Genomic DNA, 24,118 nt, shown 5'->3' on the forward strand with positions numbered 1-24,118 from the left:
GTGCACGCCGCTTATCCTCCCTGGAGGAGGGTGAGGGCGGCCACGTCACGCAAGCTGCACGGCTCCCGTAATTGGCAATCCACTGTGAGATGCGCTTAGATGGTTCCAACCAGAGCAGCGGAGGAGCCCAGCCGATGACCGAGATCTCCAGCAACGAGCCCAAGGACGCAACGCCGTCCGTCATCGCCCAGCATGAGAGCATGCTCAACGCGCTGCCGTTTTCCGACACGCGGGATTTCGAGGATGCTGCGCGCGGCTTCCTCGGCAGGATCGACAACGCGAAGGTGACGAATCCGCAAGGGCGCACGGTCTGGAGCCTCGAGCCTTACGGCTTCCTCGCCCCCGAGGAGGCGCCGCCGACGGTCAATCCCAGCCTGTGGCGGCAGTCGCGGCTCAACATGCAGCACGGGCTGTTCGAGGTCGTGCCTGGCGTCTACCAGGTGCGCGGGCTCGACATCGCCAATATGACGCTGATCGAGGGCGACAGTGGCGTCATCGTGGTGGACACGCTGACCTCGATCGAAGGCGCGCGCACGGCGCTGGATCTCTACTTCGCGCATCGCGGCACGAAGCCGGTTGCGGCCGTGATTTTCACCCACACCCACACCGACCATTGGGGCGGCGCGCGCGGCGTGCTGGAGGAGGATGCGCTCGCGACCGGCCGCGTGCCGATCATCGCGCCGAACCTCTTCATGGAGCACGCCGTCTCCGAGAACATCATCGCGGGTCCGGCGATGCTGCGCCGAGCGCAATATCAATTCGGGCCGTTCCTGGCCAAGGGAGCACGCGGCCAGGTCGATTGCGGCCTCGGCAAGTCGATGGCGGCAGGCTCGGTCGCGCTGCTGCGGCCGACCGATCTGATCATGGCGACCGGCGACAAGCGCGTGATCGACGGCGTCGCGTTCGAATTCCAGATGGCGCCGAACAGCGAGGCGCCGGCGGAGATGCATTTCTTCATCCCGCGCTACAAGCTGTTGAACCTCGCCGAGAACTGCACCCACAATTTCCACAATCTCTTGCCGTTCCGCGGCGCTGACGTGCGCGACGCGCTGGCCTGGTCGAAATACCTCAACGAGGCCTTGCAGCTGTGGGACGGCAAGGCGGAAGCGATGTGCGGCCAGCACCACTGGCCGGTGTGGGGAGCCGAGCGCATCGGCACAATGATCCGGCAGCAGCGCGATCTCTACAAGTTCGCGCACGACCAGACCATCCGCCTGATGAACCACGGCCTCACCGCGACGGAGATCGCCGAGACCATCCGGCTGCCGAAGAGTCTGGAGGGTGCCTGGCACGGCCGCGGCTATTACGGTCACATCAGGCACAATGTGAAGGCGATCTACCAGAAGTATCTCGGCTGGTACGACGCCAATCCGGTCAATCTCGATCCACTGCCGCCGGTCGCATCAGGCAAGAAATACGTCGAGTATATGGGCGGCGCCGATGCGATCCTGACACGGGCGCGCGTGGATTTCGACAAGGGGGAATTCCGCTTCGTCGCCCAGGCGCTCGGCCATCTCGTGTTCGCCGAGCCGGACAACCGGGCAGCGCGCGCGCTGCTGGCGGACACGCTGGAGCAGCTCGGCTATGCCGCCGAAAGCGCGACCTGGCGCAACGCCTATCTGTTCGGCGCCCAGGAATTGCGCCAGGGCATGCCGAAAACCCCGCCGCGTCCGCCGATGCCGCGCGAGACGTTGGCCGCGCTGCGCACCTCACAGCTCTGGGACGTGCTTGGCATCCGCCTCAACGGTCCGAAAGCGGAAGGAAAGCACATCGTGCTGAACTGGAGCTTTTCGGACACCGGCGAGACCTTCGCGCTCAATCTGGAGAATTGCGCGCTGACCTACACCGAGGGGCTGCAGGCCCAGGGCGCCGATGCCAGCTTCAGGCTGGCGCGATCGACGCTCGATGAGGTCATCGCGAAGCTGACGAGTTTTCCGGAGGCCGTGGCGGCCGGCAAGATCGAGCTGTCAGGCAACCCGATGAAGCTCGCCGAGCTGATGGACCTGATGGATGAGTTTCCGCGGATGTTCGAGATCGTGGAGCCGAAGCGGACAGTGGTGGTGTAGGGCGAACAGCCTCCACAAACTCGCCGTCATCGCCCGGCTCGACCGGGCGATCCAGTACTCCGCGGCCGGTGTTGTGGGAACAGCTATGGCCGAGGCGTACTGGATGTCCCGCCCCTGTGCGCAATTGCGCACCAAAGCGCGATGAGATCAGAATGAATCGTCATCGCGCTTTAGGTTGTTGTTTGCGCATGATCTTTTCGGAAAACCGCTTCGCACTTTTCCGGATCATGATTTAGGCGGGGCATGACAGCTCGTGTTGGAGCGAGCAACTACTCCGCGCTGCTCACCAGCTTGATCCGCGGCGCTTGCTCCTCGGTCAGGCTGCGATAGGCCGCCAGATAGTCGAGCGCCATCCGCCGCGCCGTGAAGCGCGTCTCGAACTGTTTGCGGATCGCGGAGCGGTCCAGGTTCGGAAGACGGTTGACCACGCCGGCTGCGCTGAGGATGTCCTCGACCACGAAGCCGGTGAGGCCCTCGTCGATGATCTCCGGCACGGAGCCACGGTTGAAGGCGACGACCGGCGTGCCGCAAGCCATGGCCTCGATCATCACGAGACCGAACGGCTCCGGCCAGTCGATCGGCAACAGCAGGCCGAGCGCGCCGCTGAGGAAGTCCGACTTCTCGTGATCGCCGATCTCGCCGATGAAATCCACCAGCGGATTGTTCACGATCATCGGCTTGATCAGCTCGTCGTAATAGTCCTGGTCGGCGCGATCGACCTTGGCCGCGATCTTCAGCGGGATGCCGCAATGGGTCGCTATCTTGATGGCGCGGTCGACGCCCTTCTCCGGCGCGATGCGGCCGAGCACGGCAAGATATTCCTGTTTCACGGGCTTCGGCGTCAGCAGATTCTCGGGCAGGCCGTGATGGATCGTCGTCACCCAGTTCGCTTGCGGTACCGGCCGCCGCTGCGCATTGGAGATCGAGATCACCGGCATCTTGGAGAAGGTGTCGAACACCGGCTGATGCTCCGGCAGGTCGAGCCGGCCGTGCAGCGTGGTCAGGAACGGGGTCGGCTGCCGGTAGAACAGCGACCACGGATAATAGTCGAGATGGAAGTGGAGGAAGTCGAATTCCTCGTCGTCACATTTCTGCCGCACCCGCTCCAGGAGTACCATATGCAACGCGTTCGGATCGCGCACGGAACCGTCAAGGCGCAGCGCCCGCGGCCAAAGGGCATCCAGCTTCGCCGACGTCCGCGAGTCGCCGCTGGCGAAGAGTGTGACGTCGTGTCCAAGGGCAACCAGCTCTTCCGTCAACCAATGCACCACCCGCTCGGTGCCGCCATACAGCTTGGGTGGAACAGCCTCCGTCAACGGAGCTACCTGCGCGATGCGCATCTCACCTTCTCCTCTGCGATCATGAATGTTGAAAACCCCCAGCGCGTACGGCACCGGCAATGCCAGCAAAGGGAACGTTCCCGCAGTTGCGAAGTTCCTCCCAACAAACGTTACTTATTGGACACATCCGGCATCTGTCTCGATGCTGCCATCTCGTCTTCGCAGATCGTCCGTATCCGCATGTCGTGATGAGCTTGCCCGGGAACCGAGGCGAGCTGGTCGATGTTCAGTCGGTCAGTCACGAAACTAAAACTAAAGTCATCACACGGGGTCGAGTGCCATATGGATCAGCTTTCTGGATACGCACGCAGGCCATTTGCCTTTGTTCTGCGCTATCTTCGGCGTCGTCTCGCGTCGCATCTCGTGATCCTGGCCGCTGTGATCGCAGCCGTTGCCTGCTCCGTGGGCACCCAGTACGGCGTCAAATCCCTGGTCGATAGCCTCTCGGCAGGACCGTCGCATGGCGGTAGCGTATGGCTGGCATTCATTCTGCTCATGACGCTGATCGCGGCCGACAACTTCCTGTGGCGGATCGCGAGCTGGACGGCGAGCTTCACCTTCGTTCGTGTCACCGGCGATTTGCGCCGCGACATATTTCGTCACTTGACCGGGCATGCGCCGAGCTACTTCTCCGACCGCATGCCGGGCATGCTGACGAGCCGTATCACGGCAACCTCGAACGCGGTGTTCACCGTCGAGAACATGTTCGTCTGGAATGTCTTGCCGCCGTGCATTGCCACAATTGCGGCAATCCTGCTGATCGGAACCGTCAGTCCCTATATGGCACTCGGCCTGATCGTGATCGCCGGCGGCATGGTGATCGCGATGTTCCGCCTGGCCGCGGCCGGCAAGCCCCTGCATGACGATTTCGCCGACAAGGCGGCCGTGGTCGACGGCGAGATGATCGACGTCATCAGCAACATGCCGCTGGTCCGCGCCTTCTGCGGTATCAGCCATGAGCACGAGCGGTTCGACGCGACCGTCAATCGCGAGCTCACCGCGCGCGGCCGCAGCCTGCGCTATCTGGAGAAACTGCGGCTCATCCATGCCGGTGTGACAGTCGTACTGACCATTGCGCTGATGGCGTGGGCGATCACGCTCTGGCAGCAGGGCGAGGCGACCACCGGCGACGTCGTGCTGGTCTGCACCCTCGGCCTGTCCATCCTCAATGCGACGCGCGATCTTGCGGTGGCGCTGGTCGACGTCACCCAGCATGTCGCGCGGCTGACCGAGGCTATCGCGACGCTGCTCGTGCCGCACGAATTGCGCGATCACCCCGAGGCGGAGCCGCTGGTGAAGAGCGGCGCGGCGATCGCGTTCAACAACGTCACTTTCGGCTATCCCGGCGGCGAAAAGATCTTCGAACGGTTCAGCCTGCGGCTCCAGCCCGGCCAGCGCGTCGGCCTGGTCGGCCAGTCCGGCGGCGGCAAATCGACCCTGTTCACGCTGCTGCAGCGCTTCTACGACGTCGATGAGGGCAGCATCACCGTCGACGGCCAGGACATCTCGAGAGTGACGCAGCTCAGCCTCCGCGAGGCGATCTCGGTCGTGCCGCAGGATATCTCGCTGTTCCACCGCTCCATCCGCGAGAACATCCGTTACGGCCGCCCGAATGCGACCGACGACGAGGTGCTGCGCGCGGCCATTGCCGCCCGCTGCGATTTCGTGGAAAATCTGCCCGAGGGTCTCGACACCATGGTCGGCGACCGCGGTGTGAAGATGTCCGGCGGCCAGCGCCAGCGCATCGCGATCGCACGTGCCTTCCTGAAGGATGCGCCGATCCTGCTGCTGGACGAGGCGACGGCGGCGCTGGACAGCGAGTCTGAGGAAGCGATCCGCGAGGCGCTGGCGCGTCTGATGCGCGGCCGCACCGTGATCGCGATCGCGCATCGGCTCGCGACGCTGCGCAATTTCGACCGTGTGATCGTGCTCAAGAACGGCAAGATCATCGAGGACGGCGCGCCCGACCGCCTGATGCAGGGCCACGGTCCGTACCGCGAGCTGGTAACGCAGGAGATGAGCCGGCTCGCGAAGTTCGCCGCGTAAACCCAACAGTCGCGTCCGCGTTGGTTGCGTTTCGATACAGGCGCAGGGGAGCAGCTTATGTCAGCCGAAGTCGTCACCAAGTTGGTCTCCGTGGCGCGGACCGTGGAGCAGGTCCCGGAGCAGCCCTTCTACATCCCGATGACGGGGCCGTCGGCGCGGCCGCGGCGCTCGCTCAAGCACGACGACACCTTCATCGTGCTCGACAGTCACGGCGACATCGGCGCTTCGGCCGGCGGGCCGGACGGCCTGTTCCACCATGACACGCGCTACCTCGCGCGGCTGGAGCTCGTGCTCAACGATCTCCAGCCGCTGCTGCTCGGCTCCAACTTACGCGACGACAATTCGGCGCTGACAGTCGATCTCACCAATCCCGACATCTACCGCGAGGGCGCCCTCGTGCTGCAGAAGGACCTGCTGCACATCGTGCGCACGATCTTCCTGTGGCGCGGCACGGCGTATCAGCGGATCGGGGTGCAGAACCATGGCGAGCAACGCGCCAGCTTCGAGCTGACGCTGCTGTTCGACAATGACTTTGCCGATCTGTTCGAGGTCCGCGGCGAGCGGCGGCCACGCCGCGGGACCGGCACGAGCAAACTGCTCGGGCCGACCGACGTGCTGTTCGATTATCGCGGCCTCGACGATGCCGAGCGCACCACCGGTCTGCATTTCGATCCGCGTCCGACACGGCTGTCGGTGAACGCCGCGACCTGGCAGATCGAGCTCGATCCGCATGAATCGACATCGCTGTTCGTCGCGGTGTCCTGCAACCGGCCGGTCACGGAGAAGCCGGCGCGTTTCTTCAGAGGCTTGCTCGCCCATCGCCGCGAGATGCGGCAGTCCACTATGGGCGCGGCCAGCATCGAAACCTCGAACAACATCTTCAACGAGGTGCTGTGCCAGGCCATGGCCGACCTCAACATGCTGATGACGGGGACGCCGCAGGGCCGTTATCCCTATGCCGGCATTCCCTGGTATTCGACGACCTTCGGCCGCGACGGCCTGATCACCGCGCTGCAGATGCTGTGGGTCGATCCGCGCGTCGCCAAGGGCGTGCTCAGGCGGCTCGCGCATTTCCAGGCCAAGGCCATCGATCCGCTCGCCGATGCGGCGCCGGGAAAGATCCTGCACGAGATGCGCGGCGGCGAGATGGCGGCGCTGCGCGAGGTGCCATTCTCGCAATATTACGGCAGCGTCGATTCGACCGCCTTGTTCATCCTGCTTGCCGGCAGCTATTTCGAGCGGACCGGCGACGCGGCGACGCTGATCGAGCTGTGGCCGGCGATCGAGGCGGGGCTGGCCTGGATTGATGGTCCGGGCGACCCTGACCAGGACGGCTTCGTCGAATACCAGCGCGCGACCGAAAAGGGGCTGGCCAATCAGGGCTGGAAGGATTCCTATGATGCGATCTTCCATGCCGACGGTCAGCTTGCGGAAGGCAATATCGCGCTCGCCGAAGTCCAGGGCTACGTCTACGCGGCCAAGCAGCTCGCCTCGCGTTGCGCGCTGCGGCTCGGCAAGCCGGACCGGGTGCGCAAGCTCGAGGCCGAAGCCAAGGCGCTGGCCGAGCGCTTCGAAAAGGCGTTCTGGTGCGAAGAGCTCGGCACTTATGCGCTCGCGCTCGACGGCGAGAAGCGGCCCTGCGAGGTGCGGACCTCGAATGCCGGACAGGTGCTGTTCAGCGGTATGATCCGCGAGGACCGCGCGCGTCTCGTCGCCGCCGATCTGATGCGGCCGCACTTCTTCTCCGGTTGGGGCATCCGTACCGTCGCGCAAGGCGAGGTGCGCTACAACCCGATGTCCTATCATGACGGCTCGGTCTGGCCGCACGACAACGCGCTGATCGCGCTCGGGCTCGCGCGCTACGGCCTCAAGCATTCGGTCGCGCATGTCTTCAAGGGCCTGTTCGACGCCGCGACCTACATGGATCTGCGCCGGCTGCCCGAGTTGTTCTGCGGCTTCCGGCGCGAGAAGCGGCGCGGTCCGACGCTCTATCCGGTCGCCTGTGCGCCGCAGGCCTGGGCCAGCGCGACGCCGTTCACGCTGCTCGAAGCGGCGCTCGGCATCGAGTTCGACGTCGCGCGCGGCGAGATCCGGCTGCGCAATCCGCATCTGCCGGCATTCCTGAACGAGGTGATCCTGCGCGATCTGTGCCTCGGCGAGTCCAGCGTCGATTTGCGCGTCAGCCGGCACGGCGACGACGTGGCGCTGGAGGTGTTGCGCACCCGCGGCCAGATCCAGGTCTCGATCGTGCTGGCGCGCTGAGGCGCGCGAGGAGGGTCCATGCGTGCTGTCCGATGGCTGGCCTTGAGCGTGGCGCTCGTCGCAGGAGTGACGGTCGCCGTGTCGCGTGCCGCGGAGGAGCCGCCTGCGGCGGCCCCAAGCCCGCCAAATGAAGCGAATGCGCCGGCGGCCGCGCAGCCGCCGGCCTCGACCGTGCCCGTGACGCCGAAGGACGCGGCGCCGCCGCCCTCGGTGACCATCATCGGCGCGAGCGACGCCCATGGCGTGCTCGGCCGCGACGTACGCAGCGCCGCCGACGAGGATATGGGCCGCATCGTCGACATCATCGTCGACCGCACCGGCCACGTGCGGGCTGCCGTGATCGATTTCGGCGGCTTCCTCGGCGTCGGCAGCCGCAAGATCGTGGTGGACTGGAACGCGCTTCGCTTCGGCAAGATCACCAACAAGAAGGACAGCATCACGCTGGAGCTGACCAAGGCGCAGGTCGCCGCCGCGCCGGAGTACAAGGAAGACACGCCGATGGTCGTGCTCGGCGCGTCCGGCAGTCTTCAGCCGCTGCAAGCCATCCAGTGACGCGCGGGGAGGGCTGACCGCCTGTGCTGTTGTCGAGAAAGCCTGACCATGCGGATCGCGGCGGCCACGTTGAACAGAACAACGCCGTCGCGCTGCGGCTTGCGCCCATTCCGGCGCCGTCGCGCCAGAGCCTGCGCGGCCTCGACTGGTTCATCTTCTTCCTCGCCGACGTGCAGACCGGGTTCGGTCCCTTCATCGCGGTTTACCTCACGACACAGAAATGGACCCAGGTCGAGATCGGCCTCGTGCTGTCGATCGGCGGCATCATCGCCCTGATCGGGCAGATGCCGGGCGGCGCCATCATCGATGCCGCCAAATCCGAGCGGCTGGTCGCAGCGCTTGCGATCGTGACCATCGGCTGCTGCGCGCTCGCCTATGCCGCGATGCCGATCTTCCCCGTGGTGGTGACCGCGGCGACGCTGCATGCTGCGGCGAGCTGCGTGTTGGGACCTGCCATCGCGGCGATCAGCCTCGGCCTCGTCGGCCCGCTCGCGATCGGCGAGCGGCTCGGCCGCAATGCGCGCTTCGCCTCGCTCGGCAATGGCGTCGCGGCGGCCGTGATGGGCACGGCCGGTTATCTCCTGTCGAGTCGCTCGGTGTTCCTGGTCACCTTCCTGCTCGCGATCCCGACGCTGATCGCGCTGTCGCGGATCCGCGAGGAGGAGGTCGATATCGCGCGCTGCCACGGCGAGATGCCGCGGGAGGCGCCGGTGCCGGGCGACACCAATGTCTGGCATCTGATCCGGCAGCGGCCGCTCATCGTCTTCGCGCTGAGCGTATTGCTGCTGCAATTGGCGAACGCCGCGATGATGCCGCTGATGGCGAGCGCCGTGACGGCGCGCTCGAGCCAATGGGCGACGGTGCTCGTCGCCTTTTGTATCGTCGTGCCCCAGGCGATCGTGGCGCTGCTGTCGCCGACGGTCGGGCGCAAGGCGCAACTCTGGGGCCGCCGGCCGCTGCTGCTGATCGGCTTCGGCGCGCTGACGATCCGCGGCCTGTTGTTCGCGACGGTGCGCGATCCGTATCTGCTGGTGCTGGTGCAGGTGTTCGACGGCATCACTGCGGCCGTGTTCGCTGTGATGATCCCGCTGATCGTCGCCGACGTCGCCTTCGGCAGCGGGCACTTCAACCTGGCGCAAGGAATCGTCGGCACCGCGACCGGCCTCGGGGCGTCGCTGAGCACGGCGCTGGGCGGCTATGTCAGCGACAAGTTCGGCAATGCCAGCGCGTTCATCGGGCTGTCCGGTATCGCCGCGACCGGGCTGTTGCTGATCCTGCTGGTGATGCCGGAGACGCGGCGGCTCGCGATCAAAGAGATGGCCGGCTGATCGCATTCAGCCGGCCAAATGGTGGGAGCAAAAGTCAGGCATCGAGATTGTGCAGGCGCGCCCGGTTGCGCAGCACGATCTGACGGGCGCCGGAGAAGCCGAGAATGCCCTGGGCGTGGAGCTGGGACAGCGCGCGCGACACGGTCTCCAGCGTCAGGCCGAGATAGTCGCCAATGTCGCGGCGGCACATCGGCAGCGCCATCATGCCGGCGACCGCGAGGCGGCGGTCCATTTCCAGCAGGAAGGTCGCCACACGCTCCATCGCGGTCTTGCGGCCGAGCAGCAGCATGTGGTCCTCGGCATGACGCAGCTCGCCGGCAGTCATGGCCCAGAGCTTGCGGGCGACCTGCACGTCGGTGCCGGCGGCCTTCTCCAGACTGACGCGCTTCACGAGGCGCACATTGGTGTCGATGATGGCTTCGGCGGCGAGGCGGTGGGTCGGGCCGGATTCGAGGCCGAACACGTCGCCGGGAAGATGGAAGGCACCAATCTGGCGGCGGCCGTCGGAGAGAAGCTTGTAGCTGCGTACCGCGCCCGACACGACCTGATAGACATATTCGGCCGGCTCGTCCTCGCCGTAGATCTCCTCGTCCTTGCGGTAGGAGAACTCGGTGGCGACGAGGCCGACATGGCCGGTGATCGCGCCGAACTGATCGGAGATGGGATGGGCAGGGGCAATCCTGCCACGAAGTTGCGTGTTGATCGCCTGGGTATCGAGCGTCTGGGTCAGCATCTGCGCCATCTCCGTTGTGATGGAGCATTGCTAGCCGGGTTTGCGCAATCCGGAAATTTCGCGCGTTATCTTAAGGAGGTTTACCTACGTAGAATCCCGTAAGGTCAATTCCGGTGCCGTTCCTGGATTGCGCCACGGATGCTCTTGACCAGATTCTCGTCCAGAAGCGGCTTCAAGATCACGTCCTTGACCCCTGCGGCCGCGGCCCGAGCCGAGATATTCCCATCGGGATAGCCGGTGATCAGGATCACCGGCGTGCCCTCGTCGGACCGGCGCAGGCGGCCGGCGAGCTCGATTCCGTTGATGTCCGGCATCTTGTAGTCGATCACGTAGCAGTCGGCACCGGGTTCGCTCGCCGCATTCAGCAGCGCCGTGGCATTCCTGAAGGTGCGCACGTTGAAGCCATCGGTCTCGAGCAGGAAGCGCAGCGATCCCAGCACGGCGGCATCGTCGTCGACAACGTAGACGACGGGCTTTGCCGAGGGCGCCATGGGAAGGCGCTGGGTGTGCGAGCCGATCTCGATCATCGCATCTGGCTAGCACAGCCGGAGCGGCCCGGATTGACTTGCCTCAAGCCGACTTGCCTCAAGCCGACTTGCCTCAAGCCAACTTGCCTCAATCCGGTTTGCCTCAGTCCTTCAGCATGCCGGCGCGCATCGCCAGGCGCACCAGTTCGGACAGGCTGCCCGCCTGCATCTTGGTCATCACATTGGCGCGGTAGACCTCGATGGTGCGCGGGCTGATGTCGTATTCCCTGGCGATCAGCTTATTGGAGAGGCCTGCGATCAGCCCTTCCATGACCTGACGCTCGCGCGGGCTCAAGGAGGCGACCCGGGCGGCGATGTCCTGCGCGACCGCCTCGTTCTTGGCGGCCGGCTCGGCCTGGCGGATCGCCGTCTCGATCATGGTGGTGAGACGATCGTCCTCGAACGGCTTCTCCAGGAAGTCGACGGCCCCGAGCTTCATCGCCTCGACCGCGAGCGGCACGTCGCCATGGCCGGTCATGATCAGGACGGGAAACGGGCTGGCTTGCGCCTTCATCCGCTTGAGCAGCTCGATGCCGTCGAGGCCCGGCATGCGTACGTCGGAGACGACACAGCCGAAGGCAAGGCCGGGCAGGGCGTCGAGGAAGCTCTGCGCGTTCTCGAACAGCGTGACGCCGAAGCCAGACGAATCCAGCAGGAAGTTCAGCGAGTCCCGCATCGCTGAATCGTCGTCGATGACGTAGACATGTCCCTTGGTCGCCATTGCTCAGCTCTCGTCGGCTGCCGGCAGAGTGAAGCGGAATGTCGCGCCGCCCGATGCATTGCTCTCGGCCCACATGCGCCCGCCGTGAGCCTCGATGATCGAGCGGCTGATGGACAGTCCGACGCCCATGCCGGTGTCTTTGGTGGTGAAGAAGGTCTGGAACAGGTTTGGAATGACGCCGTCCTGGAAGCCGGAGCCGGTGTCGGAGACCTCGACCTCGATCATGTCGTCGGCAACGCGCTTGTTGGCGACGACGAGATCGCGCCGCTCCGATTGCGCCATCGCCTCCAGCGCGTTGCGGAACAGATTGACCAGCACCTGCTGGATCTGCACGCGGTCGGCGAGGACGAGATCGGCATCGGGATCGAGGCTGAAGCGAAGCTGCACGTTCTGCTCGCGCGCGCCGGCAAGCCCGAGCGCGCCGGCTTCCTCGATCAGCTTGGACAGGCTCTCCACCCGCTTCTCGGATTCGCCGCGGGAGACGAAGTCACGCAGCCGCCGGATGATCTGGCCCGCGCGCAAGGCCTGCTCCGAGGCGCGGTCCAGCGCGCTCTCGATCTTCGGCGCGTTGGGATCAAGGCTGCCGGCGAGCAACCGCCGCGATCCCTTCATGTAATTGCTGATCGCCGCCAGCGGCTGGTTGATCTCGTGGGCGAGCGCGGAGGCCATCTCGCCCATCGCGGTCAGCCGCGAGACGTGGACGAGCTCGGACTGCAGCTCCTGGAGCCGCGCCTGGGTCTTCTGGTGCTCCGTCAGGTCGCGGACGAAGCCGGTGAAATAGGGCTCGCCGCCCGACCGCATCTCGCCGATCGACAGATGCATCGGAAAGGTGGTGCCGTCGCGGCGCTTGCCGGTGACGATGCGGCCGATGCCGATGATGTGCGGATCGCCGGTCGAGCGATAGCGCGCGATGTAGCTGTCGTGGCGGGTGCGGTCCGGCTCCGGCATCAGGATGCTGACGTTCTGGCCGATGGCCTCCCGCTCCGACCAGCCGAACAGGCGCTCCGCTGCGGTGCTGAACAACTGGATGATGCCGTGGCCGTCGATGACGATCATGGCGTCGGGAATGGTGTGAAGGATGGAGCGGAGGTGAGTCTCGCGCGTGCGCAAGGCTTCCTCGACCTGCTTCTCCTCGTCGATGTCGAGCAGGATGCCGCTGAGATGGCGCGCGAGGCCGGAACCGTCCCGGATCAGGCCGGCGCGGGCCCTGAGCCATTTGCCGCGGTCGGTATTGCCGGAAACCTTGAAGGACACGTCGAAGCCGCCGCCGTGCTCGGTGACCTGGCTGATCGCGTCCTCGACGCGGGCGCGGTCCTCCGGCGCGAGGCGCGAGAGGAAGAGGTCGTAGCTGGCCGGCTGGCCGCGCTCGATGCCGAGCAGCATCCGCGCGGTCTCCGACCAGTCCAGCTCCCGTGTCGTGAGATCGAGATCCCAGGTGCCGACGCCGAACCCCTCGATCCGGACCCGGAAATGCTCGCCGCGACCGTCATCAGGCGGATGCGTTACGCGGGTCGGCGACAATCGATGGCTCCCATTTTCCTGCTGCGGGTTTGGTGCGGCGAATGTGTCGGCAATTTCGCCCAAGGGCGGGCCGGTGGCAAGTTCGGATCGCTGATTCCATTGGCGGATTTCCCGCCCCAAGCGCGTCGGCGGTTTGATCTACCTCATCCTGCCTTGTCACGGCGAGGCTAGATTTCTCACTGGTTCATTGCCGTTCGGAGAATCGCCATGACATACGCGACCGTGATGGTCAGCCTCGCGCTCGACCAGCCCAACAATGCGCGTCTTCGGATCGCGGGCGAACTCGCCGAACGATTCGAGGCTGCCCTGGTCGGCGTCGCCGCGGCAAAGTTCGCGCCGCCGCTTTTTTTCAGCGATGGTGGCGAGGCCCAGCGCCTGATCGAACAGGAGGAGGATTCCGTCAAACGGTGTCTGGCCGATCTGGAGGCGGAATTCCGCGCCGCGACCAGGACCCGTGCTGGGAGCCTTGAATGGCGCAGCGCCATGGATTTTCCAGCACGATATGTCCTGGCGCAGGCGCGCTGCGCTGACATCGTCGTCAGCGGCGGGCAGAGTCCGGTCTTCTCCGATGCCTTTTCGCTGGTGAGCCCCAGGGATCTGGTGATGCAGGCCGGCCGGCCGCTGTTGTTCGTGCCCGACCGGGTCAACTGGCTCGATTTGCGTAGCGTGCTGGTGGCCTGGAAGGATACGCCCGAGGCCCGGCGAGCGGTAGCCGACGCCCTGCCTTTGCTGCGCAAGGCGAAGGACGTCGCCATTGTCGAGATTCCGGAAGAAGGCGAGGACCGCGCGGCGGTGGCGGCGCGCGTCAGCGACGTGGCCGCTTGGGTCGCCCGCCACGGCGTCACTGCGACCGCGCGCGTCCCTGAGGCCGTGAGGAACGAAACCGCCGCCGTGCAATTGGAGAGGGTCGCCGCTGAGGTCGGTGCCGGCCTGATCGTCGCCGGCGCCTACGGTCATTCACGTTTCCGCGAGCTGATCCTCGGCGGCGTCACGGAATCTCTGGTGACGCAAACCGCCCGCTGCGTGCTGCTGTCGCACTGATCGAGCTGTTCGGGGAGGACGCGCCGTGTACAAGTTTCTCGAAGAGACCGTCGATCGCTACATGACGCGCGAGGTCAAGTCGGTGCCGCGCGACCAGGACCTGCTCGCGCTCAGCGAGATGTTCGAGACCGACGACTTCAACTCCTATCCGGTCGAGGACGACGGGCAGGTGGTCGGCATCGTCACCAAGTTCGATATCCTGAAATGCTTCGCGTTCACGCCGACCCAGATGCTGCCGCGCTATCACGACCTGATGAGCCGCAGCATCGGTGACGTCATGACGCCGGAGTTCATCTATGTCAGCCCCGACACGCGGCTCACGCGCGTGCTCCAGATCATGGTCGAGCACCGCATCCGCAGCATCATCGTGCTCGATGGCGCGCAGAAGCTCGCCGGAATCATCGCCCGCGAGGATGTCATCGCCGCGCTCAAGGCGACGTCGCGGGAGTGATTCCCCCTCCCTCGCGGAATGTCGCAGGGGCAAAGCGGCTTGTCCGCCGTAGCTCGAACAGCGAAGGCGGAAGCGTGCCCACCAAGTGAGCCTGCCGCACCGTGCTTGCCGTCCTCTCCTGCATCCGCCTTCCAAGGCTTCGGCGGGCGGACATGAGGGAGAGGCACTTCAACGGGCCGCGCCGTAAAAATACGGGCTATCCCCCAAAAGTCGCCTCCCACTTAAGACGAACTCAAGCGCCTCTCTTGATTTCAATCAATTCCCAGCGAGGCTGAATGTGGTTTCTGGCTCCGTGTTCTTTCGAAAGAGAATCCGCGATGAGCCAGTCCTCCATCTCCAAATCCATGACATCAGGTGAAAGCGGACTGGCTGCCGTGTTCGCAGTCACCGCGTTCCTCTGCGTGATCGCCTCGGCCAAGGCGCTCGATGCGCCGTTCGCGTTCCATGCCGGGCTGAGCGCGGCGGCGAGCCTCGCCGTGGTGTTCGTGATCATCAACCGCTACTTCGATCGCCCGGCGGAGCTGCCGCCGGCCGAGATCAACGGGCGGCCCAACTACAACATGGGGCCGATCAAGTTCACCGTCGTCATGGCGATGTTCTGGGGCATCGCGGGCTTCCTCGTCGGCCTCATCATCGCCTCGCAGCTGGCCTGGCCGGCGCTGAATTTCGACCTGCCCTGGACCAGCTTCGGCCGTCTGCGGCCGCTGCACACCTCGGCGGTGATCTTCGCCTTCGGCGGCAACGTGCTGATCGGCACGTCGTTCTATGTCGTGCAGAAGTCCTGCCGCGCGCGCCTTGCCGGCGATCTCGCGCCCTGGTTCGTCGTGCTCGGCTACAATTACTTCATCCTGGTCGCCGGCACCGGCTATCTGCTCGGCGTCACCCAGTCGAAGGAATATGCCGAGCCGGAATGGTACGCCGACCTTTGGCTGACCATCGTCTGGGTGGTCTACCTGCTGGTGTTCCTTGTCACCATCATCAAGCGCAAGGAGCCGCACATCTTCGTCGCGAACTGGTTCTATCTCGCCTTCATCGTGACGATCGCCGTGCTGCATCTCGGCAACAATCCGGCCCTTCCGGTTTCCGTGTTCGGCTCGAAATCCTACGTCGCCTGGGGCGGCATCCAGGATGCCATGTTCCAGTGGTGGTACGGCCATAACGCGGTCGGCTTCTTCCTGACTGCCGGCTTCCTCGCTATCATGTACTACTTCATTCCCAAGCGCGCCGAGCGGCCGGTCTATTCCTACCGGCTCTCGATCATCCATTTCTGGGCGCTGATCTTCCTCTACATCTGGGCCGGTCCCCACCATCTGCATTACACCGCGCTGCCGGACTGGACGCAGACGCTCGGCATGACTTTCTCGATCATGCTGTGGATGCCGTCCTGGGGCGGCATGATCAACGGGCTGATGACGCTGTCAGGCGCCTGGGACAAGCTGCGCACCGACCCCGTGCTGCGCATGCTGGTCGTCTCCGTCGCCTTCTACGGCATGTCGACCTTCGAGGGGCCGATGATGTCGATCAAGGTGGTGAACTCGCTCAGCCACTACACCGACTGGACCATCGGCCACGTGCATTCCGGCGCGCTCGGCTGGGTCGGCTTCGTCTCCTTCGGCGCGCTCTATTGCCTCGTGCCATGGGCGTGGAACCGCAAGGGCCTCTACAGCCTCAAGCTCGTCAACTGGCACTTCTGGGTCGCGACCCTCGGCATCGTGCTCTACATCTCGGCGATGTGGGTGTCCGGCATCCTCCAGGGCCTGATGTGGCGCGCCTACACCTCGCTCGGCTTCCTCGAATATTCCTTCATCGAGACCGTCGAGGCGATGCATCCCTTCTACATCATCCGCGCCGCCGGCGGCGGGCTGTTCCTGATCGGCGCGCTGATCATGGCCTACAATCTCTGGATGACCGTTCGCGCAGGCGAGCGGCAAGTCCAGATGCCCGTCGCTCTCCAGCCGGCGGAATGAGGAGTCTTCCATGTCGTTCTGGACACGCCACCAAATCTTCGAAAAGAACTCGATCGTCCTGATCGTCGGCATTCTCTTGGTGATCGCGATCGGCGGCCTGGTCGAGATCACCCCGCTGTTCTACCTCAAGAGCACGATCGAGGCGGTCGACGGCGTCCGGCCGTACACGCCGCTGGAGCTTGCGGGCCGCAACGTCTATGTCCGCGAAGGCTGCTATCTCTGCCATTCGCAGATGATCCGGCCCTTGCGCGACGAGGTCGAGCGCTACGGTCACTTCTCGCTGGCCGCCGAGAGCATGTACGACCACCCGTTCCAGTGGGGCTCGAAGCGCACCGGTCCCGATCTTGCCCGCGTCGGCGCAAAATATTCCGACGACTGGCACGTCACCCATCTGACCAATCCGCGCGCGATCGTGCCGCAGTCGGTGATGCCGGGCTATCCGTTCCTCGGTCAGACCGAGGTCGATCCGGATACGATCGCCGACCACATGAAGACGCTCAAGGCCGTCGGCACGCCCTACACCGACGAGCAGATCGCCAACGCAGGCGCCGACCTGAAGGCCCAGGCCGATCCAGACAATGCCGGCACCGACGCTTTCACCAAGCGCTACGCCAAGGCCGCCGTGCGCAATTTCGACGGCAAGGCGGGGACGCCGACCGAGATGGACGCGCTGATCGCGTATCTGCAGATGCTCGGCACGCTGGTCGACTTCAAGCTCTACAACGAGAAAGCCAATCTTCGCTGAGAAGGCATCACCGATGAAAGCCATCCTGACACTCGACAATCTCGCGTCTGGTCTCGTCACCACGATCTGGACGCCGGTGTTCGTCGCGATCTTTCTCGCGATCATCGCCTACGCATTCTGGCCCCGCAACAAGGCCGCGTTCGACGAAGCGGCGCGCCTGCCTTTGCGGGAGGAGTAAGAGATCATGACCGATCACCATGGCGACATCGATTCCGTCACCGGCAAGTCCACGACCGGACACGAGTGGGACGGCATCAAGGAGCTCAACACGCCGCTGCCGCGCTGGTGGGTGATCTCCTTCTATCTCACCATCATCTGGGCGATCGGCTACTGGATCGTCTATCCGGCCTGGCCGCTGATCTCCAGCAATACCACCGGGCTGCTCGGCTACTCGACGCGCGCCAGCCTCGCGGTGGAGCTCGCCAATCTCGAGACGCTGCGAGGCGAGAAGATGGCGGCGTTGGCGGCGGCGCCGCTCGCCGACATCGAGAAGGATCCGGCCCTGCTGGCGCTCGCCCGCGCCAAGGGCAGGACGGTGTTCGGCGACAATTGCGCGCCGTGCCACGGCTCGGGCGGCGCCGGCGCCAAGGGCTTTCCGAACCTGAACGACGACGACTGGCTGTGGGGCGGCACGCTCGAGCAGATCATGCAGACCATCCAGTTCGGCGCTCGCTCCGGCCATGCCAAGACGCATGAAGGGCAGATGCTCGCCTTCGGCAAGGATGGCGTGCTCAAGCCGGACGAGATCGTCACGGTCGCCAACTACGTCCGCTCGCTGTCGGGCCTGTCGACCCGTAAGGGTTTTGACGCCGTCAAGGGCGAGAAGATCTTTGCGGAGAATTGCGTCGCCTGCCACGGCGACGGCGGCAAGGGCAACCCCGAGATGGGCGCACCGAACCTGACCGACAAGATCTGGCTCTACGGCTCGGACGAGGCGACCCTGATCGAGACCATCAGCCAGGGGCGCGCCGGCGTCATGCCGGCCTGGGAAGGGCGACTGGATCCCGCCACCATCAAGGCGATGGCGGTCTACGTCCACTCGCTGGGAGGCGGCAAGTAGCAAAAAAAGAATAGGCGGGGGTGGACAAAATGCCCCCGCTTGAGCTGGATCAACTGACGCAGCGGCGTCGGGTCTAGGTTTGATCGCACCTCTCGAAAAGCTCAAGCGATGAACAAGACCGTGAACCCGAACGAGCTCACATCGGACGACGACTACGGGCCGCTCTATGCAGCCCGCAAGAAGGTCTATCCCCAGAGCGTCTCCGGCACCTTCCGCCGGATCAAATGGGGCCTGATGGCATTCTGCCTCGGCGTCTATTACTTCCTGCCCTTCGTGCGCTGGAATCGTGGCCTCGGCGCGCCAAGCCAGGCTGTGCTGATCGACCTGCCCAACAGCCGATTCTACTTCTTCTTCATCGAGCTGTGGCCGCAGGAGGTCTATTACTTCACCGGTCTTCTGATCGTCGCCGCGGTGGCACTGTTCCTGATGAACTCTGTCGGCGGCCGCATCTGGTGCGGCTATCTCTGCCCGCAGACGGTGTGGACCGATCTGTTCTACGCGGTCGAGCGCCTCGTCGAGGGCGACAGGCGCGAGCGAATGAGGAAGGACAAGTCGTCCGACCCGATGAAGCTCGAGCGCATCTCCGAGATCGTGCTCAAGCATTCGATCTGGCTGATGATCGCCTGGTGGACCGGCGGCGCCTGGGTGCTCTATTTCAATGACGCGCCGACACTGGTGAAGGAGCTCGTCACCTTCCAGGCGCCGATGATCGCCTATGTCTGGATCGCGATCCTGACCGCCACGACCTACGTGCTGGCCGGCTTCATGCGCGAGCAGGTCTGCACCTATATGTGCCCATGGCCGCGCATCCAGGCCGCGCTGACCGACGAATGGGCGCTCAACGTCACCTATCGCTACGACCGTGGCGAGAAGCGCACCTCGGTGAAGAAGGCGGCCGAGCTGCGCGCGCTGGGCGAGCATGTTGGCGACTGCGTCGACTGCTATCAATGCGTCGCGGTCTGCCCGACCGGCATCGACATCCGCAACGGGCCGCAGCTCGAGTGCATCCAGTGCGGGCTCTGCATCGACGCCTGCGACAATGTCATGACCAAGATCGGCCGGCCCAAGCGACTGATCGGCTACGACAACGACATCAACATCCAGCGCCGCCAGGAAGGCAAGGCGCCGGTCTATCGCATCGTTCGCCCGCGCACGATCGTCTACAGCGCGATCATCGCGGCGGTCGGCGGCATCATGATCTACACGCTCGCGACCCGTAGCCTGCTCGACATCAACGTGCTGCACGATCGAAATCCGGTCGCGGTCAAGCTCAGCGACGGCTCGATCCGCAATGCCTACACGGTGCGGCTGCTCAACAAGAGCGGGTACGACCGCGTGGTTGCGATCGACGCGGACGGCCCGGCCAATCTGGTCACACATGTCATCGGCATCGATTCCGTGACGCCTGATCGGCCGATGGTCGTGATCCCGCGCGACTCCACCAGCGAGCTGCGCCTGCTGGTCACCGCGCCGGCGGAGAGCAATCCGGATAAGTCGATGCCAGTGCGCTTCCACGTCACCGATATCGGCCTCGGTGAGGTCGCCACCACCACCGACAACTTTGTCGCGCCCTAAGACCAGGAGACTGCCATGGCAACCAAGCCGCTGACCGGAACCAAGGTGTTCCTGATGCTGGTCGCCTTCTTCGGCCTCGTGATCGGCGTCAATGTCACCATGATGAAGCTCGCGATCGCGACCCTGCCCGGCACCGACGTCGACAGCCCCTATGCTGCGGGCCTCAGCTACGACCGCGAGATCTCGGCGGCTCACGACCAGGCCGCGCGAAATTGGCGGGTCAGCGCCCATATCGAGCGCCGCGCCGATGGCGGTGCCACGCTTCAGGTCGATGCGCGTGATGCGAAGGGGCAGCCGATGAGCGGCCTGAAGTTCGGCGGACGGCTGGAGCGGCCGATCGACAAGCGCGCCGATCTCCAGGTCGAGCTGTCGGAGGCTGGCTTCGGCATCTATCGCGGCCATGCCGCGGCCGTCGCGCCCGGCCAGTGGGATCTGGTGATCGAGGGCGAGGCGCGCGGCACGCGCGTGTTCATGTCACGCAACCGCGTGATCCTGAACTGAGGGACATGGTCATGCAGGTCACGCGGGATTTCTCGCACTATGTCCGGGCCGCCGGCGAGGGCATCAAGCATATCGATCTCGCGGTCGAGGGCGTTCACTGCGCCGGCTGCATGGCCAAGATCGAGCGCGGCCTCTCCGCCATTCCTGATGTCACGCTGGCGCGCGTGAACCTCACCGACCGGCGCGTCGCGCTGGAGTGGAAGCAGGGCACGCTCGACCCCGCGCGCTTCATCGACCGGCTCGAGGAGCTCGGCTACAAGGCCTATCCTTACGAGACCGAAAGCGCGGAAGAGGCCGAGGTCGCCGAATCCCGGTTCCTGCTGCGCTGTCTCGGCGTCGCCGCGTTCGCCACCATGAACGTGATGATGCTGTCGATCCCGGTGTGGTCGGGCAACGTCTCGGACATGCTGCCGGAGCAGCGCGACTTCTTCCACTGGCTGTCGGCGCTGATCGCGCTGCCGGCGGCAGCCTATGCCGGTCAACCCTTCTTTCGCTCGGCCTGGCGCGCGCTGTCGAACAAGGCCACCAACATGGACGTGCCGATCTCGATCGGCGTATGCCTTGCGCTGGGCATGTCCGTGGTCGAGACCATCCACCACGCCGAGCACGCCTATTTCGACGCGGCGATCATGCTGCTGACCTTCCTCTTGGTCGGCCGCTTCCTCGACCAGAACATGCGGCGTCGGACCCGTGCGGTCGCCGGCAATCTCGCCGCGCTGAAGGCCGAGACGGCGGCGAAGTTCGTCGGGCCCGATGAAATCTCGCAGGTGCCGGTCGCGGCGATTCATCCCGGCGACATCGTGCTGCTCCGGCCCGGCGAGCGCTGCGCGGTCGACGGGACCGTGATCGAGGGACGTTCGGAGATCGATCAGAGCCTGATCACCGGCGAGACGCTGTACGTCACCGCCGGGCAGGGCACACCGGTTTATGCCGGCTCCATGAACATCTCCGGCACGCTGCGGGTGCGGGTCTCGGCGGCCTCGGAGGCGACGCTGCTCGCCGAGATCACGCGGCTGCTCGACAACGCACTGGCCGCACGGTCGCGCTACATGCGGCTCGCTGACCGCGCCTCGCGGCTATACGCGCCGGTGGTGCATGCGACCGCGCTGATCACGATCCTCGGCTGGGTCATCGCCGGCGCGTCGTGGCACGATGCGATCGTGACCGGCGTCGCGGTTCTGATCATCACCTGCCCCTGCGCGCTGGGGCTGGCCATCCCCACCGTGCAGACCGTGGCCGCGGGCGCGATGTTCAAATCCGGCGTTCTGCTCAACGCGGGCGATGCGATCGAGCGCCTCGCCGAGGCCGACCACATCATCTTTGACAAGACCGGCACGCTGACGCTGCCTGATCTCGAAGTGACCAACGCAGCCGACATTCCCGCCGATATCTTCGAGCTTGCCGGCCGGCTCGCGCTGTCGAGCCATCATCCGGTGGCCGCCGCAGTCGCGCAGGCCGCCGTCGCAAAGTCGCCGATCGTCGGTGCCGTTGAAGAGACCGGCCAGGGCGTGCGCGCCACGCTGGACGGTATCGAGCTACGTCTCGGCCGTCCGTCGTTCTGCGGTGCCGAGGGCCTTGTCGGGTTGGCAGACGATCTCGATCCCGAGGCCTCCGTCGTCGCGTTCAGCAAGGGGAGCGAAAAATTCATCCTATCGGTGCGCCAGGGGCTGCGCCCGGACGCCCAGCCTGCGATCGCGGCGCTGAAGGCGCGCAACATCGGCATCGAGATCCTCTCTGGCGACCGTGAGCCGGCGGTGATCGCCGCGGCGCACGCGCTCGGGATTCCCCAGTGGCGCGCCGGCGTGACGCCGGCCGACAAGATCGCGCGGATCGAGGAATTGAAGCGGCGCGGCGCAAAAGTGCTGATGGTCGGCGATGGCATGAACGACGCGCCGTCGCTCGCGGCGGCCCATGTCTCGATGTCGCCGATCTCGGCCGCACATCTGAGCCAGGCCACTGCTGATCTCGTCTTCCTCGGCCGGCCGCTCGCTCCCGTCGTCGCCGCCATCGATGCGTCGCGCAAGGCGCTGCATCTGATGCGGCAAAACCTTTGGCTCGCGATCGGCTACAATGTGCTGGCCGTGCCGGTCGCGATCAGCGGCGTGGTCACGCCCCTGATTGCGGCGGCGGCCATGAGCGGATCGTCGATTCTGGTGATGCTGAACTCGCTGCGCGCGCGCAGCGCTTCGCGGGAGACCCTGTGATGGAGATCCTGGTCATCCTGGTCCCGCTGGCGCTAATGCTCGGAGGCGCAGGTCTCGTCGCCTTCCTCTGGTCGCTGAAAAGCGGCCAGTATGACGATCTCGACGGCGCCGCCTGGCGCGCCATCGCCGACGACGAGCCGCCGCAGGAAGCGCCGGTCAAGCGTTAGCGCCTCAGGGCGAAGGTGAGCAGGGCGGCCAGCGCGAGTGCCGCGCCGACACCCGCGACGCAGGCGTGCCAGCCGAAACTGTCGAACAATCGCCCGAGCACGGCCGTACCGACCAGCCCGCCGCAGAAGTAGCATGCAAGATAGGTCCCGCTGGCGATGCCGCGGTTGTCGGCTGCTGTCTGTCCGACGAAGCCGGTCGCGGCGGCCTGCGCGAAGAATGTGCCGACGCCGACCAGAACCATGCCGGCGAGCACTTCGCCGAGATGCGGCGTCAGCATCAGCGGCAGGCCGAGCCCGGCAACGGCGAGCGCGCCCCAGATCGTCGCCCGCGTTCCGAGCCGCGCGGCCACCTTGCCGGCGAGAAGCGTCGTGACGACCGACGGCAGGAAGACGAAATAGACGAGGCCGAGGTCCATCATACCCAGCGACAGCGGCGGCCGGACCAGCACGAAGTTCACGAACGTGAAGGTGCCGATGAAGGCAAACAGGATGCAGAAGCCGATGCCGAAGGCGGCGCGCAGCCGCCGATTGCGCCAATGCGCGATGGTGGCGGCGAGCGGCGAGGCCGGTATCATCGCATGCATCGGCGGCACGCGTTCGATGGTGAAATAGACCAGCACGGCGCCGGCCAGATTGAGCGCTGCGAAGGCATAGAAATTACAGGCAAGGCCGAGGCCGTCGGCGATCGCCGCCGAGATCAGCCGGCCAAAGAGGTTGCTTCCGACATTGCCGGTGATGTAGGCGGCGAACGCGCCGCCGGCGTCCATGGCGCTGCATTGTTCGCCGAGATAGGCGAGGGTGAGGGCAAAGGCAGACGCCATGCACAGGCCCTGCGCGACGCGCAAGGTCGTGAAGACGGCAAGATTCGGTGCGGACGCCAGCAGGCTGGTGGGGATTGCCAGTAGCAGGAGGCTCACCAGGATTCCGGCCCGGCGGTTGATGCGCGGGCTGAAGAAGCCGACGACGAGGCTCGCAATGGCCATCCCGAAGGTGCTGGCATTGACGGCAAATCCCATCGCTGCCGGCGTAACGCCGTAGTGGCGCGTCAGCGAGGGCAGGATCGCCTGCGTCGCGAACAGGTCGACGACGGTCAGGAATGCGGTGAGGCCGATCACGAGCGAGCGCAGCGCGAGACTTGGCGAGTACGCCTCCATCGTCATGGCGGCTGGTTTGATCGACGCGGAAAGATCGGTCATGGCAGCTTCTCTTTGACTTGTCATTCCGGGCTGGTGCGGACGGGCGTGCAAAGCGCGGCCCGGAGCACCAGACCCGTAATCTCGAGATTCCGGGTTCGCTTCGCGCCCCGGAATG

The 24,118-nt window shown here is 65.3% G+C and carries 21 protein-coding genes; 15 read left to right on the forward strand and 6 right to left on the reverse strand.

Features of this window, described 5'->3' with window-relative positions; all coding sequences use genetic code 11:
* Nucleotides 1–134 precede the first annotated feature (134 nt).
* Nucleotides 135–2,066 carry an alkyl/aryl-sulfatase gene (locus tag AC5V87_RS12040; protein WP_495371101.1) on the forward strand — a complete coding sequence of 644 codons (1,932 nt, stop codon included), beginning with the start codon at nt 135–137 and terminating at the stop codon, nt 2,064–2,066.
* A 269-nt stretch (nt 2,067–2,335) separates the two neighbouring features.
* Here the strand turns inward: AC5V87_RS12040 and AC5V87_RS12045 are convergent, their stop codons facing one another.
* Nucleotides 2,336–3,406 (reverse strand): glycosyltransferase family 4 protein, encoded by a 1,071-nt coding sequence (locus AC5V87_RS12045; RefSeq protein WP_456839884.1) that lies wholly within the window; start codon nt 3,404–3,406, stop codon nt 2,336–2,338.
* A gap of 282 nt (nt 3,407–3,688) precedes the next feature.
* Here AC5V87_RS12045 and AC5V87_RS12050 point away from each other — a divergent pair, with 282 nt between their 5' ends.
* Genes AC5V87_RS12050 through AC5V87_RS12065 form a run of 4 tightly spaced genes read left to right on the forward strand, consistent with a single transcriptional unit; the run spans nt 3,689 to nt 9,594 of the window.
* A complete protein-coding gene (locus AC5V87_RS12050; RefSeq protein WP_456839883.1) occupies nt 3,689–5,452 on the forward strand; it encodes an ABC transporter ATP-binding protein in 1,764 nt (587 codons plus the stop codon).
* Nucleotides 5,453–5,509: 57 nt separating this feature from the next.
* Nucleotides 5,510–7,714, forward strand: coding sequence for an amylo-alpha-1,6-glucosidase (locus tag AC5V87_RS12055; RefSeq protein ID WP_495371102.1), 2,205 nt, complete (start codon nt 5,510–5,512; stop codon nt 7,712–7,714).
* 18 nt (nt 7,715–7,732) lie between these two features.
* Complete coding sequence (locus tag AC5V87_RS12060; protein WP_495371103.1) at nt 7,733–8,266, forward strand: PRC-barrel domain-containing protein; 534 nt, start codon at nt 7,733–7,735, stop codon at nt 8,264–8,266.
* Between the two features lie 23 nt (nt 8,267–8,289).
* A complete protein-coding gene (locus AC5V87_RS12065) occupies nt 8,290–9,594 on the forward strand; it encodes an MFS transporter (protein ID WP_495371104.1) in 1,305 nt (434 codons plus the stop codon).
* 34 nt (nt 9,595–9,628) lie between these two features.
* Here the strand turns inward: AC5V87_RS12065 and AC5V87_RS12070 are convergent, their stop codons facing one another.
* The 4 genes from AC5V87_RS12070 to fixL all read right to left on the reverse strand — a co-directional run bounded on the left by AC5V87_RS12070 (nt 9,629) and on the right by fixL (nt 13,096).
* A complete protein-coding gene (locus AC5V87_RS12070) occupies nt 9,629–10,327 on the reverse strand; it encodes a helix-turn-helix domain-containing protein (RefSeq protein ID WP_495371105.1) in 699 nt (232 codons plus the stop codon).
* 104 nt (nt 10,328–10,431) lie between these two features.
* Nucleotides 10,432–10,854, reverse strand: coding sequence for a response regulator (locus AC5V87_RS12075; RefSeq protein ID WP_456839878.1), 423 nt, complete (start codon nt 10,852–10,854; stop codon nt 10,432–10,434).
* A 103-nt stretch (nt 10,855–10,957) separates the two neighbouring features.
* A complete protein-coding gene (gene fixJ / locus AC5V87_RS12080; protein ID WP_495371106.1) occupies nt 10,958–11,575 on the reverse strand; it encodes a response regulator FixJ in 618 nt (205 codons plus the stop codon).
* A gap of 3 nt (nt 11,576–11,578) precedes the next feature.
* Nucleotides 11,579–13,096, reverse strand: coding sequence for a sensor protein FixL (gene fixL, locus AC5V87_RS12085; RefSeq protein ID WP_456839876.1), 1,518 nt, complete (start codon nt 13,094–13,096; stop codon nt 11,579–11,581).
* A 207-nt stretch (nt 13,097–13,303) separates the two neighbouring features.
* On the opposite strand from fixL, the gene AC5V87_RS12090 reads away from it, so the two are divergent.
* The 10 genes from AC5V87_RS12090 (at nt 13,304) to ccoS (ending at nt 22,807) form a co-directional block, all read left to right on the forward strand.
* A complete protein-coding gene (locus AC5V87_RS12090) occupies nt 13,304–14,137 on the forward strand; it encodes a universal stress protein (RefSeq protein WP_495371107.1) in 834 nt (277 codons plus the stop codon).
* Nucleotides 14,138–14,162: 25 nt separating this feature from the next.
* Nucleotides 14,163–14,588 (forward strand): CBS domain-containing protein, encoded by a 426-nt coding sequence (locus tag AC5V87_RS12095; protein WP_495371108.1) that lies wholly within the window; start codon nt 14,163–14,165, stop codon nt 14,586–14,588.
* 317 nt (nt 14,589–14,905) lie between these two features.
* Nucleotides 14,906–16,555, forward strand: a complete 1,650-nt coding sequence (gene ccoN, locus AC5V87_RS12100; RefSeq protein WP_456839873.1) for a cytochrome-c oxidase, cbb3-type subunit I — start codon at nt 14,906–14,908, stop codon at nt 16,553–16,555.
* Between the two features lie 10 nt (nt 16,556–16,565).
* Nucleotides 16,566–17,300, forward strand: a complete 735-nt coding sequence (gene ccoO / locus AC5V87_RS12105) for a cytochrome-c oxidase, cbb3-type subunit II (RefSeq protein ID WP_456839872.1) — start codon at nt 16,566–16,568, stop codon at nt 17,298–17,300.
* A 13-nt stretch (nt 17,301–17,313) separates the two neighbouring features.
* Nucleotides 17,314–17,478: a CcoQ/FixQ family Cbb3-type cytochrome c oxidase assembly chaperone gene (locus AC5V87_RS12110; RefSeq protein ID WP_027558455.1), complete on the forward strand. Its 165-nt coding sequence runs from the start codon at nt 17,314–17,316 to the stop codon at nt 17,476–17,478.
* Nucleotides 17,479–17,484: 6 nt separating this feature from the next.
* Nucleotides 17,485–18,360 carry a cytochrome-c oxidase, cbb3-type subunit III gene (gene ccoP, locus AC5V87_RS12115; protein ID WP_456839871.1) on the forward strand — a complete coding sequence of 292 codons (876 nt, stop codon included), beginning with the start codon at nt 17,485–17,487 and terminating at the stop codon, nt 18,358–18,360.
* A gap of 108 nt (nt 18,361–18,468) precedes the next feature.
* Entirely contained in the window at nt 18,469–19,935 is a 1,467-nt protein-coding gene (ccoG, locus tag AC5V87_RS12120) for a cytochrome c oxidase accessory protein CcoG (RefSeq protein WP_456839870.1), read from the forward strand.
* Between the two features lie 15 nt (nt 19,936–19,950).
* Nucleotides 19,951–20,436, forward strand: coding sequence for a FixH family protein (locus AC5V87_RS12125; RefSeq protein WP_495371109.1), 486 nt, complete (start codon nt 19,951–19,953; stop codon nt 20,434–20,436).
* 11 nt (nt 20,437–20,447) lie between these two features.
* A complete protein-coding gene (locus tag AC5V87_RS12130; protein WP_495371110.1) occupies nt 20,448–22,640 on the forward strand; it encodes a cation-translocating P-type ATPase in 2,193 nt (730 codons plus the stop codon).
* Nucleotides 22,640–22,807, forward strand: a complete 168-nt coding sequence (gene ccoS / locus AC5V87_RS12135) for a cbb3-type cytochrome oxidase assembly protein CcoS (RefSeq protein ID WP_100236671.1) — start codon at nt 22,640–22,642, stop codon at nt 22,805–22,807. Before AC5V87_RS12130 ends, ccoS begins: the two co-directional genes overlap by 1 nt.
* Here the strand turns inward: ccoS and AC5V87_RS12140 are convergent.
* Nucleotides 22,804–24,003: an MFS transporter gene (locus AC5V87_RS12140; RefSeq protein WP_495371111.1), complete on the reverse strand. Its 1,200-nt coding sequence runs from the start codon at nt 24,001–24,003 to the stop codon at nt 22,804–22,806. The genes ccoS and AC5V87_RS12140 overlap by 4 nt on opposite strands.
* Between the last annotated feature and the right edge of the window lie 115 nt (nt 24,004–24,118).

This window comes from Bradyrhizobium sp. SOJA106 (genome assembly GCF_059448745.1).

Coding starts and splice junctions, on each gene's coding strand:
- AC5V87_RS12040 (WP_495371101.1), top strand. CDS start 135: ATGACCGAGATCTCCAGCAACGAGCCCAAGGACGCAACGCCGTCCGTC.
- AC5V87_RS12045 (WP_456839884.1), bottom strand. CDS start 3,406: ATGCGCATCGCGCAGGTAGCTCCGTTGACGGAGGCTGTTCCACCCAAG.
- AC5V87_RS12050 (WP_456839883.1), top strand. CDS start 3,689: ATGGATCAGCTTTCTGGATACGCACGCAGGCCATTTGCCTTTGTTCTG.
- AC5V87_RS12055 (WP_495371102.1), top strand. CDS start 5,510: ATGTCAGCCGAAGTCGTCACCAAGTTGGTCTCCGTGGCGCGGACCGTG.
- AC5V87_RS12060 (WP_495371103.1), top strand. CDS start 7,733: ATGCGTGCTGTCCGATGGCTGGCCTTGAGCGTGGCGCTCGTCGCAGGA.
- AC5V87_RS12070 (WP_495371105.1), bottom strand. CDS start 10,327: ATGCTGACCCAGACGCTCGATACCCAGGCGATCAACACGCAACTTCGT.
- AC5V87_RS12075 (WP_456839878.1), bottom strand. CDS start 10,854: ATGATCGAGATCGGCTCGCACACCCAGCGCCTTCCCATGGCGCCCTCG.
- fixJ (WP_495371106.1), bottom strand. CDS start 11,575: ATGGCGACCAAGGGACATGTCTACGTCATCGACGACGATTCAGCGATG.
- AC5V87_RS12090 (WP_495371107.1), top strand. CDS start 13,304: ATGACATACGCGACCGTGATGGTCAGCCTCGCGCTCGACCAGCCCAAC.
- ccoN (WP_456839873.1), top strand. CDS start 14,906: ATGAGCCAGTCCTCCATCTCCAAATCCATGACATCAGGTGAAAGCGGA.
- ccoO (WP_456839872.1), top strand. CDS start 16,566: ATGTCGTTCTGGACACGCCACCAAATCTTCGAAAAGAACTCGATCGTC.
- AC5V87_RS12110 (WP_027558455.1), top strand. CDS start 17,314: ATGAAAGCCATCCTGACACTCGACAATCTCGCGTCTGGTCTCGTCACC.
- ccoP (WP_456839871.1), top strand. CDS start 17,485: ATGACCGATCACCATGGCGACATCGATTCCGTCACCGGCAAGTCCACG.
- ccoG (WP_456839870.1), top strand. CDS start 18,469: ATGAACAAGACCGTGAACCCGAACGAGCTCACATCGGACGACGACTAC.
- AC5V87_RS12125 (WP_495371109.1), top strand. CDS start 19,951: ATGGCAACCAAGCCGCTGACCGGAACCAAGGTGTTCCTGATGCTGGTC.
- AC5V87_RS12130 (WP_495371110.1), top strand. CDS start 20,448: ATGCAGGTCACGCGGGATTTCTCGCACTATGTCCGGGCCGCCGGCGAG.
- ccoS (WP_100236671.1), top strand. CDS start 22,640: ATGGAGATCCTGGTCATCCTGGTCCCGCTGGCGCTAATGCTCGGAGGC.
- AC5V87_RS12140 (WP_495371111.1), bottom strand. CDS start 24,003: ATGACCGATCTTTCCGCGTCGATCAAACCAGCCGCCATGACGATGGAG.